Genomic DNA, 13810 nt, shown 5'->3' on the forward strand with positions numbered 1-13810 from the left:
CAGCGCCGACGCTGTTCAACATGGTGCTCATGAAGAAGATTCTGATCCTTGGCGGCACGACAGAAGCGCGCCAATTGGCCGGAAAACTGGTGGAAGATTTCCTTGTCACCCTGTCGCTGGCCGGGCGTACCGAAAGTCCGGTCGCGCAAGGCGTGCCGGTGCGTAGCGGCGGATTTGGCGGCGCCGACGGGCTGGCCGCCTATCTCAGGGAGGCGGGCATCGACCTGCTGATCGACGCCACGCATCCCTATGCCGCGCGAATTTCCGCCAATGCGGCGCAAGCCGCGCAAATGACCGGAGTGCCGATCCTTGCTTTGCGCCGCCCTGGCTGGGAGCCTGTCGATGGCGACCGCTGGACGCAGGCCGATACGACAGGCGATGCGGTGCACGCGCTTGGACCGGCGCCGCGCCGTATCTTCCTGGCGCCTGGTCGCCAAGAGGTCGCGGCTTTCGAGGCGGCGCCGCAGCATCACTACCTCATCCGCAGCGTCGATCCGGTCGAGCCGAAACTGGCGGTGCCGGATGCGACCTACCTTCTGGCGCGCGGGCCATTCCGCGAGGCGGATGAACGCGCACTGCTCGAGGAGCACCGCATCGATGTCGTCGTATCCAAGAACAGCGGCGGCGAGGCCACCTACGGCAAGATCGCCGCGGCGCGGGCGCTTAGCATCGAAGTGGTCATGGTGCGCAGGCCCTTCCTGCCGGAGGTGCCGTCGGCCGAAACTGTCGATGAACTCGCCGCTCTTGTTGATAAATTTTGGGTCGATCATTTGCTCGACCCCGTCGCGGAGCGCGGCGTGTAGACCAGCGCCGGTTTGTCGCCGCGCTTGATGATCCGTGTTTCCGGCGAACCGATGATGATGCAGGTCGCCATGTCGGCTTTTTGCGCGTCGACATCGGCCAGCAAAAAGACCTCGATGCGCTCGTCCGGGCGGCCGGCGGCGCGGCCGAAGATGACCGGCGTGGTGCCGGGCAGGATGGCGGCCAGGCATTCGAAGGCACGGCCGAGCTGCCAAGGGCGCGCCTTGCTGATCGGGTTATAGAGCGCGATGACAAAGCCGGCGCCGGCCGCCGCCAGCAGGCGCAGTTCGATCAAGTCCCACGGCTTCAGATTGTCGGACAGCGAGATGGCGCAGAAATCATGGCCGAGCGGCGCGCCGATGCGGGCGGCAACCGCCAGCATGGCGGTGACGCCCGGCACGACAGTGACATCGACGGTGCGCCATTCGGCCGGACCGGCCTCGATCGCCTCGCAGACGGCGGCCGCCATGGCGAACACGCCGGGATCGCCGCCGGAGACGACGGCGACGTCATGGCCGTCCGCCGCCTTTACCAGCGCGTCCTTGGAGCGGGCGAGTTCCTCGCGATTGTCCGAGGCGACGCGGGTCTGGTCCGGGCGCAGCTCCAGCCGGTCGAGATAAGGCTTGTAGCCATAGAAGAACTTTGCCTCGGCGACGGCGCGGCTGGCTTGCGGCGTCACCTGATCGGCATTGCCGGGCCCAAGGCCGATGACGGTGAGGCGGCCGCTCATGGCTTGGCTCCCATAACGCCAGGCCGGCCGGACCAGCCGGCGACCAGCACGATGGCGAAATAGGGGGCCTTGTCGTCCGGCTTGTCGGCAAGCTTCATCGAGATGCTGCCGGCCATGGTGCCGCGCTCGACATAAACGGCGCGGGCGAGCTTGCCGGTGGCGTCCAGTGCCCGCCTGATCTTGGACAGATTGCGGCCGACCTTCATGATGACGGCGGCATCCGTGTCGGCGAGACGGCGTGTCAGCTCGAACTCGCTCATCGTGCCGGGCAAAACCGTCAGCACATCGTCGCCCTGGACGATAGGCACGCCGGTCTGCGACCAGCAGCCGGACATGGCGGTGACGCCGGGGATGACCTCGGTCGGGAAGCGATGGGCGAGGCGGACATGCAGGTGCATGTAGGAGCCGTAGAACAGCGGGTCGCCTTCGGAGAGCACGGCGACCATGCGGCCGGCTTCGAGGTGTTCGGCGACCTTCTCGGCCGACTCCTCGTAGAAATCGGTGATCTGCGAACGGTAGTCGTCGTGATCCTTGTCGATCTCGGTGGTCACGGGATAGAGCAGTGGCAGTTCCAGCATATCCGGCCGGAAGCGCGCCTCGACGATGGCTCGCGCGTTGCTGTTGTTGCCGCGCTTGGCGAAATAGGCGACGACATCGGCTTCGGCGAGAATGCGCGCGGCCTTCAGCGTCAACAGCTCGGGGTCGCCGGGACCGGTGCCGACGCCGACCAAACGGCCTTTTGCCAAACCGTCTTTGACAGCCGCGTTCACAGGCCGGGCCTCGCCAGCGAATTGAGGGCGGCGGCGGTCATGGCGCTGCCGCCGAGGCGTCCCCGCACGATGGCATAGGGCACGCCATAGGAATTCTCGGCCAGCGCATCCTTGGATTCGGCCGCACCGACGAAGCCGACCGGCATGCCGATGATGGCTGCCGGTTTCGGCGCGCCATCGCGCAGCTTTTCCAGGAGATAGAAGAGCGCTGTCGGCGCATTGCCGATGGCCACGACCGAACCGGCCAGGCGTTCGCCCCAGAGGTCGATCGCGGCGGCCGAGCGGGTGTTGCCGATCTGCTTGGCGATGTCGTGCGTGCGCGGGTCGCGCAAGGTGCAGATCACCTCATTGCCGGCCGGCAGCCTGGCGCGGGTGACGCCATGCGAGACCATTGCGGCATCGCAGAAGATCGGTGCGCCGGCCGCCAAGGCGCTGCGGGCAGCGGCGACGAAATCGCTGGAGAAGACAAAATGACTTGATGCTTCGACCTGGCCGCAGGCATGGATCATGCGGATGGCGACGTCGGCTTCCGCCTCGGAGAACCGGGACAGGTCGGCCTCTGCGCGGATGATGGCAAAAGAGCGCTCATAGATGGCGTTGCCGTCATGGATGTAATCGTAGGCGGCCATGCTTATTCCTGTCGGTAGCTTTCGGCGATTGCCGCCGGCCCGAGCCTTGTCAGGCAAGCGGCGGCGGTTTCGCCCTGAAATCGTGCGCTGCGGACCATCGCCGCGACGCTACTGACGCCGCGTGCGGCGTCATAGCCCGGCCTGTAGCCCGCAGGAAGGGCCTTTGCCGTCGCGTTCACGACAAGTCCGGCTCCGTTTTCGCCGCCGACCAATGTCAGCGCCGCCTGGCCTGGGTGCGCGCAACCCTTGGCGCAACCGGAAATGTGCAGCGTGAAGTCGAGGATATCGGGGTTTTCGGCGGCGATTGTCTCGGCAATATCGCGCGTGGCGATTTGTCCGGATGCGCAGGCAGGAGTGCCGGGGCAGGCGGCGATGCGGGTGCGCGGGTCGGCTGCGGTGGTAACGAAGCCAAGGGCGGCGGCGGTGGCTTGCAGCGAGTGGTTTGCGGACGACGGTTGGCTGAGGAACAGCAAGGCGCGGCCGGGGGCGAGGCGGATTTCGGCGGTGCCGAGGTTCGACGCTCGGCTGGCAAGGTCGATAAGGTTTTGCGCTGGCATGCTGCCGAAGGGCAGGCCGATGCCGAGGGCGTGGCCGGTGTTCAAGTCGAAGAGGCCAATCGGCGAGCGAGAGCGCTCTACGGCGCCCCCCTCTGTCCTGCCGGACATCTCCCCCACTTGGGGGGAGATTGTGCTGTCGCCGCCGGTTTCGCCAGTTTTCAACGTCGAAGGCGAAGAGCTGACAGCGAAGCTGCTGATCTCCCCCCTTGTGGGGGAGATGTCCGGCAGGACAGAGGGGGGCGCGAAGGAATGCCAACCTGCGAGAGACGCTAGCTGCCTCTCCGACAAATCCCTCGCATGTGCCTCCCGGCCTTTCTCCGCGGTCATCCTGAGGGCAGCAACCGCAATATCGCGCGCTGCATCCTCATCGGCCGTCGCAAGCGGCCTCGCGCTTTGGCCATCGCCGGCAACAGACAAAGCCCACATAACGTTGCCGCCGTCCCGCACCGCCTTCAGCCTGACATCGGCCGTCACCCCATCCATCGTCAACTGCCCGCCGCCGTCGACAACCACCGAAACCTTCGGTCCCAGCCTTGCCGTCAGTCCAGCCTCCTCAACCGCCATCCTGATCCGCTCAACCAAAGCTCGCGGATCGGCAATCTCCCGCGGATCGATGCCGGCCAGCGGCCCGGTCTCGACCGGCACGCCGGTACGCACTGCAATCCCCAGTGCATCGACCTCCGCCGCCAACAGCACCGCACTCTCCGCTGTCAGCCCGCGTATCTGCAGGCTGCCTCGTGCGGTCACTTCCATGATGCCGTTGCCGTGCTTCAAGGCGGATTCGCAGAGTCCGATCAGCGACCTGGGGGAAAGCCCTCCCGCAACCGGGTTGAGCCGCACCAGCAGGCCATCGCCGGTCTGCATCGGCGCCGAGAGAGCCGGACAGGCGCCGCGGCGCGAGAAGGCGTTCATGCCGCGACCCCGAGCCACTCGGCCTCGGCGATCAACGCCGCGAGTTCATCGTCTATCGAGTTGCGCAGGGGATGCCAGAGACCGCGCCGCCGTGCCGACAGGAAGCGTTCTGCGATGACTTTGGCTGCGGCCGGGTTTTCGCGCAGGATGAAGGCGCGGACATCGGGATCACCGACATAGGCATCATGCACGGCCTCGATCAGCGCGCCTGAAATGGCGTGCGTGGTTTCAGCGAAGCCGATGAGGCGGTCGACCGTTTCGGCGAATTCGGAGGCGCCGCGCGGGCCGTGCCGCATCTGGCCGGCGATGAAACGCGCATTGACGGCTCGCGCCCGCACAACCCGCGACACAGCCTCGCCGACCGAGCGCGGCTTGGGCTTCTGCGGATCCGTGGTGTCGAGCACGATGACGTCGGCATTTCGGCCGAGCGTCGCAAGTGCAGCCGAAAAGCCGCCGATGAAGGCGACGTCGGCGGAGCCCTCGAGAATGTCGCGGCCGGGATCGTCGCCGGTGTGGACGAGCAGATCGGCCTCGGCGATGCGGGTCTCGAAAGCGCCGGGGGAGGCAATGCCTTCGCCCTCGGCGCCGCCATAGGCATGCGATGTCGCATCGAGATAGGCGCGGCCGATTTCTTCGCGCCCGACCCAGTCGCCGCTGGACAGCAGGTCCTCGACGCCGGCGCCGTAGGTGCCGGGCGAGGTGCCGAAGATGCGCGGGCCGATCTTGCCATCGGCACGGGTTCTGGCGGCGAGCGGGTTTTCCGAATCGTCCTCGTCGCGCGCGGCAACGGCGTTGGCGGCGGCGTCGATCAGCGCGATCTGGGTCGGGAACATGTCGCGGAACAGACCCGAAATCCGCCAGGTGACATCGACGCGCGGGCGACCGAGCGTGGCCGGCGGCAGCACTTCGATGCCGGTGATGCGGCCGGTGGCCGAATCCCATTGCGGCCGGCAGCCCATCAGCGCCAGGCCTTGCGCGATCTGCTCGCCGCCGGTGCGCAGCGAGGCCGAGCCCCAGAGGTCGATGACCAGCGAGCGCGGCCAGTCGCCATGCGACTGCATATAGCCGCGCACGACTTCTTCTGCCGCCGCCTTTCCCAGATCGTAGGCGGTCGGCGTCGGCATGGTGCGCGGGTCGGAGGTGAACAGGTTGCGGCCGGTGGGCAGCACGTCGGAGCGGCCACGCGCCGGTGCGCCCGCCGGACCCGCCTTGATGTGACGGCCGTCGAGCGCGGCAAGAAGTGCTGCTTTCTCGGCCTCCGCGCTTTGCACGCGCATGGCGTCGGGCTCGTCGTCGGGAGCGCGGCCATAGATGTGCAGGCCGTCCTTGATGGCGAAATCCTTGAGGTCGCAGAGCCAGGCGTCGATGCGGCGCAGCGCCTCGTCGGGCGCGTCGGTTTTGGCGACGCCGGCTTCGGAGGCGAGGCCGGTCTTTTGCGCGGTGTCGACGATCAGCTTGGCCAGACGATCGCGCCGGCGGCGGTCGAGGCCGTCGGCCTGGGCGTATTCGTCGACGAGGCGCTCGAGCTTGTGCTGCTCTTCATCAAGGCCAGCAGCTGCCAGTGGTGGCGGCAGATGGCCAAGCGTGACGGCTGCTATGCGCCGCTTGGCTTGCGCCGCCTCGCCGGGATTGGAGACGATGAAGGGATAGATGACGGGCAGCGAGCCGGTGGCGATCTCGGGGAAGCAGTTTTGTGAGAGCGCAACCGTCTTGCCGGGCAGCCATTCCAGCGTGCCATGGGCGCCGACATGGATGAGAGCATGGATGCGGAGCGATTTGCGCAGCCACAGGCCGAAGGCCAGCAGATCGTGGCGCGGCGGCAGCGTCGGGTCGTGGTAATCGGCGCGCCGGTCGGCCGAGCGGCCACGGTCGGGGGCGAGAGCGACAGTGATGTTGCCGAAGGTGGCGGCGCGGAAGGGGAAGCCGCTCTTACCCTCCCCCTTGTGGGGAGGGTGGCCCGCAGGGCCGGGTGGGGGTGGTGCACCGCTACCCCCACCCCGTTTCGCGCCATCCGCTTCGCGAATGTCGCGAACCGACCCTCCCCACAAGGGGGAGGGTGAAGGAGCGCCCCATGCCGCCTCGACTGCAGCCAGTGCATCAGCCGGCTGATCCTTTGAGAAGTCCAGATACTCATCCAGCCCCAGCCCACCATCGCTCCGCTCCAACGCGTCCAGCAGCGCACGCGGCGTTTGCGGAATCCCTTCAACGTCGTAGCCCTGCTCCTTCAGGTCATGCAGCATGGCCAGCACGCTGGACGGCACATCCAGGCCCACGGCATAGCCAGTGCGGCCGGGCGCACTCGGATAATCCGGAATGAGGATCGCCAACTTACGCGTCGCGCGGGGCGTCTGCTGCAACCGTGTGAACGCCGCTAGCCTGTCCGCCACTTGCGCCACGCGATCCGGTTCCGGCCGGTTGGCGAAGGCGCGGTGGCCGAGCGCCGGGTCGGTCTCGCTCTCGCCCTTGAAGGAAATCGCGCCGGCGAGGATGCGGCCGTCGAGTTCGGGCAGCACGACATGCATGGCGAGGTCGGCGGGCGCCAGGCCGCGCTGGTTGTTGTCCCAGACGTCGCGGCGGGTGGTGGCGACGATGACCTGGAAGACCGGCACGCCGGCGCGGTCGAAGAGCGTTTCGACGCCGGGTTCGGCACCGGAAGCGAAGGCGGTTGCGGTGATGATGGCGGTGGGCTTGAGCGTGGCCAGCGCGGTTCCGACGAAGGCCAGGGAGGTCGGGTCTTTGAGGCTGGAGACGAAGATCGGGATCGGTCTCATGCCGCGCTGGCGGAGTGCATCAAAGAGGGCATCGATTGGCGCGACATCGGCGGCCAGCAGCATCGAGCGGTAGAATAGGATGGGGATGATGGGAAGGTTGATGTTGTCTGCGCCGAGTTCCCGCCCACCCCCCTCTGTCCTGCCGGACATCTCCCCCGCAAGGGGGGAGATTGCGCTGTCATCGACGCTTTCGCCAATCGGGGATGTTGCAGAGGAATCTATTATCGACTGGGCAGAAAAAGTGCCGAGGTCCGCGCCGGCTGATCTCCCCCCTTGCGGGGGAGATGTCCGGCAGGACAGAGGGGGGTGTGAAGGAACGCCGACATCGGCCAAATCCAACTTGCCTACGACGCCGCGGCCTGGCTCGTAGTAGCCAGCTTTCGGCACGCTGACCGGCTCTGCAACCGCCGCATCCGACCCAGCCAACCCCGCCAGCCGCTGCACCAGCGCCGTCATATTCTCCGGGCCACCCTCGCGGAAATAACCAAGCAGGCCGTCCAGATCCTCGCGCGGCAGCGTCGAGGCTTCGATCAGCCTGAGATCCTCGTCGTGGCTCTCGCCCGGCAGCAGCGCCAGCTTGATGCCGTTCGCACGGGCAGTCGCGGCAAGCTGGTCGCAGCCATAGCGCCACCAGTCGTAGCCGCCGAGGATGCGCACCAAAATCACCTTGGCGTGGCGGGCGACGCTGTCGATCCAGAGGTCCACGGACATGGGATGGCGCAGGTCGCGCAGCGCCGCCAACCGCATCGACGGCAGGCGGACGGCATCGGCCTTCCAGGCCGCAGCGAGGCCGGCGAGGTCGCTGTCGGTGAAGGACAGCGCCACGATATCCGCCGGCGTCTGCCGGAGATCAACCGGTTCGGCGAGATCGTCGAGCGAGGCGGAGGTCGTGGTGAGTATGTGCATCGCGGCTTAGCGCGTTTCACCGTTTCACGGAAACGGCGAACCGCTCTATCTCCTTGTTTTTACGCAATTCCTGTGGGAAAACCGTTTCACACTTTTCCTGGAATGGCTCCTGAGATCAGCCGGCGAGTATACGCTCGATCGCCGGGCGGTTCAGCCCCTTCAGGCCAATGACGACAAGACGGGAGCGGCGGTCGTCCTCAGCCGCCCAGGCGCGGTCATAGTAATGATTGACGCGCGAGCCGACGGCCTGCAGCAAAAGCCGCATCGGCTTGCCGCCGACATCGACGAAGCCTTTCACGCGCAGCACATTCTCTTCCTCGGCCACCGTAGCGACGCGCCTGGCCAGTTCGTCCGGATTGGCGATCGAGGGGATGTCGACGATGAAGGTGTCGAAATCGTCATGCTCGTGGTCGAAGGCGCCGTCATGGTGCGACTTGCGGTTCTCGATGTCGTCTTCGACGGCGAGACCGAGGCCAAGCAGCACCGACGGGTCGACCTTGCCATGCGCGGTCGGCACGATTTTTACCGCGCGGGCGGAATGCTCATTGATGATGGTGTTGGCGCGGGCCGAACCGGCTGAATCCATCAAATCGCTCTTCGACAGGATGATCAAATCGGCGCAGGCGATCTGGTCTTCGAAGACTTCTTCGACCGGATCGTCGTGGTCGAGCGTCTCGTCCTGAGCGCGCTGTGCCTGCAGGGCGTCCATATCGTTGGCAACGCGGCCCTCGGCCAGCGCCGGGCCGTCTACCACGGCAATGACGCCATCGACGGTCACCCGGCTCTTCACGCTTGGCCACTGGAACGCCTGGACCAGCGGCTTGGGCAGAGCCAGGCCCGAGGTCTCGATCAGGATGTGGTCAACCTTAGGTGTCAGCGCGAGGATCTTGTCGAGGGCGGGCACGAAATCGTCGGCGACCGTGCAGCAGATGCAGCCATTGGCCAGTTCGAGGATGTTTTCCTCGGGGCAGGTGTCGATGCCGCAGCCTTTCAGGATTTCCCCGTCGATGCCGATGTCACCGAACTCGTTGACGATGATGGCAATGCGCTTGCCACCGGCGTTTTCCAGGAGATGGCGGACCAGCGTCGTCTTGCCGGCGCCGAGGAAGCCGGTGACGACGGTGCAGGGAACACGGGAGAGATTGCCGGCCGGATTTGGAGCGTTCATGGTCAGTCCTTCAGCATGTCGAGGGGTGGGATGCGGGCAACGAGGCCGCGCTTGAGGCTATCGGGCCGGCCGCGCCACGGGATGAGGCCGTCGGTCGAAGTCGCGAAGAGCTTTGCGCCGGTGACGAGGTCGGCGCCGCTGGTTGGGGCCAGATCGCCGAAGACATAGCTCCAGCAGCCATCACGCAGGATCGCGGCGCTGAGGCGGCGCTTGCAATTGCCGAGACATTCGGCGGTGCGGACCCGGATATCGCCGGCAGCGGCGCGGCGTGTGTCCTCAGCCAGCAATTCGCCGGCGCGCGGATGGGCGTCGGAACCGGTCTCATCGCGGCAGGAGGCGCAGACGATGACGGTCACGCCGGTCAGGGCGTCGTTGTCCCCGGACGCAATGTCCGCTGTGCCAGCCGAAAAACTGCTGTTCTGGTCCAAAAACCGTGCTCCTTGCCCGGAAACCCGCCAGGCGATCGGATACTTTGTCTCAGACGGCAGGTCTCCTGGCTCGCGGGTCATCGCCTTGGTTAGCCGCCTTCCCGGTGTTACCCAGTGGCTTTCGGCCTTGGCTCTTCGCTTACAGTTGCGGGGACAGCCGCGGATTTGGGATTTTCGTCCCGCACCGCATTCCCTCTTGGCCCTTGCCGTTGCGGGCAGGGGACCGTCTGCAGCGGATTTAGGCTTTTGCGGGCGGCGGTGTCAACGCACGGCTACGACATGGCGATGTCGGCAGGGGCTGTCATGTCCCGGTTCCGGCAGTGCCAGGATGACCTGTCGGATAGCTTGATAGCCATCGCCATAGTCCCAGTCATGACCGACAGCCAGATTCTGTCCCTCATGCCAAACCGCGTTGTCCAGAAGGACTTCGGCACTAATCAGCGTGCCCTTCAAGCCTGCCAGAAAGGTCCGGACAAAATGGCTTCCGGGGGGTACCGAAGCTGTGAACAGCTTTTCCAGCTTGGCACAGAATGCTGGATAGCCTGGTGTCAGCGAGCATAGCTCGGTTGTGGCCTGGGAAATGACCGGGCCGCTATAGATTTTCCAGCGGGCATCTTTTCGCCAGATCTTCCAACTGGCGCTGCTTCGCTGCCAAAGCTCTATTTCGGCCTGCATGTTCTCGCAGACGTGATCGGCCAGTCCCTCAATGGCCACATGGAAAACACCACGGAGAAACTTTTCAAACGCCTGGTTCAGTTCCTGTTCGCGCGTGTCGCCGAAGCCAGCAAAGGATTCAATGACCGGCTGAACATCAAGCAGCGGAGAAAAAATGTAGATTTCCAGGACCAGCCGGTCAGAACTCGTCTCGAACACCTCCGCCTCAAACCGAAGCTGCTTCGATTGGAGCATGACGTCCCTATCTCTGCGGACTGCATCTATTCCATGCGCAATGAGGGCGCCATGGATCATGTCGAGCACTTTGTCCGATGCCATTGCACAACCTACGAGGCTTATTGAGGCGTCTATGACAGACGCTGCAAGGGTTGGCCATCTCTCTCGCTAGCCAATGCCGGCCCCAAATCGCCGGCGGGCGTCACTTCGATGCGCTCAAGTCCAAGCCAGCCCTGCATCTGCTTTAGTTCCTCGAAAAGCTGTGCGGTGGTCTCAGGCGGTGCGCCTGCTTCGGCATAGGCGGCGTGGACGCGTAAGACACTCGCAGGCCGGTCGGCCTTGAGGTCGACGCGGGCGACGATCTTGTCGCCGAGCAGGAAAGGCAGCACGTAATAGCCATATTGCCGCTTGTCGGCCGGGGTGTAGATCTCGATGCGGTAGCGGAAATCGAAGAGACGCTCGGTGCGCGCTCGCTCGAAGACCACCGGATCGAAGGGCGCCAGCAAGGCGCGGGCCTCGGTCTTTCGCGGCAGGCGGGCGTCCTTATAGAGGTAAGCCGGCTTGTCCCAGCCTTCGACGCGTACCGGCAGCAACTCGCCCAGTTCGACCAGTTCCTCCAACCGGCCCTTCATGTCGGCCGGCGACAGGCGGAAATAGTCGCGCAAATCGCCTGATGTGGCGATGCCGTGGGCGCGGGCAGAAATGCGCAGCAATTCGCGGTGCGCGTCCTCGGCGGCCGGCACCGGCAGATCGAGGATCGCCTGCGGCAGCACGCGCTCGGGCAGGTCATAGAAGCGTTCGAAGCCACGGCGGTGCGCCGTGGTGATGCGTCCGGCCCAGAAGAGCCATTCGAAGGCGTGCTTGGCGTGGCTCCAGCCCCACCAGCCGCCCGAACCTTTCTGGCCTTCCAGTGCCGAAGCGGCAATCGGGCCGCGCTCGGCGACCGCGCGGTAGATCTCTTCGATATAGGCGGCGTGCTCGCGGCCCCATTTGGCGAGGCCGAGATACATTTCGTCGCCTTGCTCGGCCCGCTGCATGCGCCAGCGCATCAGCGGGTAGGTCTCGACCGGCAGGAACGAGGCCTCATGCGCCCAGTATTCGAACACCGTGCGTTTGCGGGTGATGGCCGCATTGTCGAGCAAAGCCAGCGGGTAGGGGCCAAGCCGCGAATAGAGCGGCATATAGTGGGCGCGCACCACCGCGCTGACGGAATCGATCTGCAGCAAGCCGGTGCGCGACAGCACGCGGGCGAGGTGGCGGCGATCGGGCGTGCCGACCGGGCGGGGATCGAGAAATCCTTGCGCGGCGAGCGCGATGCGCCTGGCCGCGGGGAGTGAGATTTTGTCCTTCGTCAAAGTGTCTTGCCTCGAACCATTTTCCCGACTTTAGCCGGCGATTCCGGTCATGCTAGCAGGCAAATGGCGGGAGATGTGTCAGGAGACAAAAGTGGAGTGAAAGATGAAGGAAATCAAACAGGAGGAGATCGGACCAGTTTTTCCCGGCCTGCCGTCCAGCACTGTCTTTTGAACAAGGTTTGACTTGCTTCGCTGAAAGCCGTGCGCTAACCCTCGCCGCGTTGCAGCAAAGGCACCTAAAACGGTTCAGCGCTTAAACTGTCGCGCTTCCGCATTAGGGTTGGTTGCTGTAATCAAAGTGGATTGGCCGCCAACGGAAAGCCGAGCATGAACGTACTCCTCAGTTCATACCTGCCCATCGTCCTCTTCATCGCCGTGGCCGCAGTTGTAGGCCTGGCGCTTATCATCGCGCCGTTCCTGGTGGCTTATCGCAATCCCGATCCGGAGAAGCTTTCCGCCTACGAGTGCGGGTTCAACTCGTTCGACGATGCCCGGATGAAATTCGACATCCGCTTCTACCTGGTGTCGATCCTGTTCATCATCTTCGATCTGGAAGTGGCCTTCCTGTTTCCGTGGGCGGTGTCGTTCTCGAAGATCGGCATGCTCGGTTTCTGGTCGATGATGGTGTTTTTGGCGGTGCTGACCATCGGCTTTGCCTATGAGTGGAAAAAAGGAGCGCTGGAATGGGATTGAACGACAGTTCCGGAACGCTCGTCGCGCCGAAGCCCAAAGGCCTGATCGACCCCAATACCGGACGTCCGGTCGGTTCCGACGATCCGTTCTTCCTCGAGATCAACAATGAACTGGCCGACAAGGGTTTTCTGGTCACCTCGACCGAGGCGCTGATCACCTGGGCACGCAGCGGCTCGCTGATGTTCATGACCTTCGGTCTCGCCTGCTGTGCCGTCGAGATGATCCACACCTCGATGCCGCGCTATGATTCGGAGCGGTTTGGCGTGGCTCCTCGCGCGTCGCCGCGCCAGTCGGACATAATGATCGTGGCGGGAACGCTGACCAACAAGATGGCCCCCGCTTTGCGCAAGGTCTACGACCAGATGCCGGAGCCGCGCTACGTCATCTCGATGGGCTCCTGCGCCAATGGCGGCGGCTATTATCACTATTCCTATTCGGTGGTGCGCGGCTGCGACCGCATCGTGCCGGTCGACATCTATGTGCCCGGCTGCCCGCCGAGCGCCGAAGCGCTGCTCTACGGCATTCTTCTCCTGCAGAAGAAGATCCGCCGCACCGGCACGATCGAACGGTAGACCCATGGCCGCATCCCTGAGCGAACTGTCGACCTATCTCGGCGAAAAGCTGCCGGGCCGCGTCACCGATGCGGTGCTTGCCTATGGCGAACTGACGATCTCGGTTGCTACAGACAATCTGATCGAGGTGACAAGCTTCCTGCGTGACAATTCGGGCTGCCAGTTCATTTCGATCATCGATATCTGCGGCGCCGACTACCCGTCGCGCGTCAAGCGTTTCGATGTCGTCTATCATTTGCTTTCGCCGAAGCAGAATTTGCGCATCCGCATCAAGGTGCAGGCCGACGAAGAGACGCTGGTGCCGTCGCTCACCGCTGTCTATCCCGGCGCCGACTGGTATGAGCGCGAGGCCTACGATCTCTATGGCGTGCAGTTCTCCGGCCATCCGGACCTGCGCCGCATCCTCACGGACTACGGTTTCGAGGGCCATCCCCTGCGCAAGGACTTCCCGCTGACCGGTTTCGTCGAGGTGCGCTACGACGACGAAGCCAAGCGCGTGATCTACGAGCCGGTGGAATTGAAGCAGGAATTCAGGAACTTCGATTTTCTCTCGCCATGGGAAGGGACGGACTACGTCCTGCCGGGCGATGAGAAGGCGAAACAGTGAGTAGGAAGTAGTGAGTAGTC

General features: G+C 64.7%; 13 protein-coding genes and 1 riboswitch. Of the genes, 4 read left to right on the plus strand and 9 right to left on the minus strand.

Annotation, left to right across the window (positions count from 1 at the left end):
* The first annotated feature begins 29 nt into the window (after positions 1–29).
* Positions 30–803 (plus strand): cobalt-precorrin-6A reductase, encoded by a 774-nt coding sequence (locus NKI05_RS03655; protein ID WP_352792182.1) that lies wholly within the window; start codon positions 30–32, stop codon positions 801–803.
* Here NKI05_RS03655 and NKI05_RS03660 read toward each other — a convergent pair.
* From NKI05_RS03660 to NKI05_RS03700, 9 genes are all read right to left on the minus strand, one after another.
* The gene (locus NKI05_RS03660; protein WP_023670833.1) at positions 767–1531 is read right to left on the minus strand and encodes a precorrin-3B C(17)-methyltransferase; all 765 of its coding nucleotides are present in this window, start codon (positions 1529–1531) and stop codon (positions 767–769) included. The genes NKI05_RS03655 and NKI05_RS03660 overlap by 37 nt on opposite strands.
* Positions 1528–2301, minus strand: a complete 774-nt coding sequence (locus NKI05_RS03665; RefSeq protein WP_023670832.1) for a precorrin-2 C(20)-methyltransferase — start codon at positions 2299–2301, stop codon at positions 1528–1530. Before NKI05_RS03665 ends, NKI05_RS03660 begins: the two co-directional genes overlap by 4 nt.
* On the minus strand, positions 2298–2930 hold the full coding sequence (locus NKI05_RS03670; RefSeq protein ID WP_352792183.1) for a precorrin-8X methylmutase: 633 nt from the start codon (positions 2928–2930) through the stop codon (positions 2298–2300). The genes NKI05_RS03665 and NKI05_RS03670 overlap by 4 nt, the downstream gene beginning before the upstream one ends.
* A gap of 2 nt (positions 2931–2932) precedes the next feature.
* Positions 2933–4399 (minus strand): precorrin-3B synthase, encoded by a 1467-nt coding sequence (gene cobG / locus NKI05_RS03675; protein ID WP_023815534.1) that lies wholly within the window; start codon positions 4397–4399, stop codon positions 2933–2935.
* Positions 4396–8076 (minus strand): cobaltochelatase subunit CobN, encoded by a 3681-nt coding sequence (gene cobN, locus NKI05_RS03680; RefSeq protein WP_352792184.1) that lies wholly within the window; start codon positions 8074–8076, stop codon positions 4396–4398. The genes cobG and cobN overlap by 4 nt, the downstream gene beginning before the upstream one ends.
* A gap of 115 nt (positions 8077–8191) precedes the next feature.
* On the minus strand, positions 8192–9244 hold the full coding sequence (gene cobW / locus NKI05_RS03685; RefSeq protein WP_023815533.1) for a cobalamin biosynthesis protein CobW: 1053 nt from the start codon (positions 9242–9244) through the stop codon (positions 8192–8194).
* A gap of 2 nt (positions 9245–9246) precedes the next feature.
* Positions 9247–9672, minus strand: a complete 426-nt coding sequence (locus tag NKI05_RS03690) for a DUF1636 family protein (RefSeq protein ID WP_023815532.1) — start codon at positions 9670–9672, stop codon at positions 9247–9249.
* A 38-nt stretch (positions 9673–9710) separates the two neighbouring features.
* A riboswitch (cobalamin riboswitch) is annotated at positions 9711–9915 on the minus strand.
* An 18-nt stretch (positions 9916–9933) separates the two neighbouring features.
* The gene (locus tag NKI05_RS03695; protein WP_023815531.1) at positions 9934–10665 is read right to left on the minus strand and encodes a DUF6348 family protein; all 732 of its coding nucleotides are present in this window, start codon (positions 10663–10665) and stop codon (positions 9934–9936) included.
* 29 nt (positions 10666–10694) lie between these two features.
* Positions 10695–11918, minus strand: coding sequence for a winged helix-turn-helix domain-containing protein (locus NKI05_RS03700; protein WP_352792185.1), 1224 nt, complete (start codon positions 11916–11918; stop codon positions 10695–10697).
* 327 nt (positions 11919–12245) lie between these two features.
* On the opposite strand from NKI05_RS03700, the gene NKI05_RS03705 reads away from it, so the two are divergent.
* The 3 genes from NKI05_RS03705 to NKI05_RS03715 are packed head-to-tail and all read left to right on the plus strand — an operon-like array spanning position 12246 to position 13790.
* Positions 12246–12611 carry an NADH-quinone oxidoreductase subunit A gene (locus tag NKI05_RS03705; RefSeq protein ID WP_023670825.1) on the plus strand — a complete coding sequence of 122 codons (366 nt, stop codon included), beginning with the start codon at positions 12246–12248 and terminating at the stop codon, positions 12609–12611.
* Positions 12602–13183, plus strand: coding sequence for a NuoB/complex I 20 kDa subunit family protein (locus NKI05_RS03710; RefSeq protein WP_023670824.1), 582 nt, complete (start codon positions 12602–12604; stop codon positions 13181–13183). The genes NKI05_RS03705 and NKI05_RS03710 overlap by 10 nt, the downstream gene beginning before the upstream one ends.
* 4 nt (positions 13184–13187) lie before the next feature.
* Entirely contained in the window at positions 13188–13790 is a 603-nt protein-coding gene (locus NKI05_RS03715) for an NADH-quinone oxidoreductase subunit C (RefSeq protein ID WP_352792186.1), read from the plus strand.
* Positions 13791–13810 lie beyond the last annotated feature (20 nt).

Origin of the sequence: Mesorhizobium sp. M0771 (assembly GCF_040320155.1) — a bacterium.
Taxonomy (GTDB): Bacteria; Pseudomonadota; Alphaproteobacteria; order Rhizobiales; family Rhizobiaceae; genus Mesorhizobium.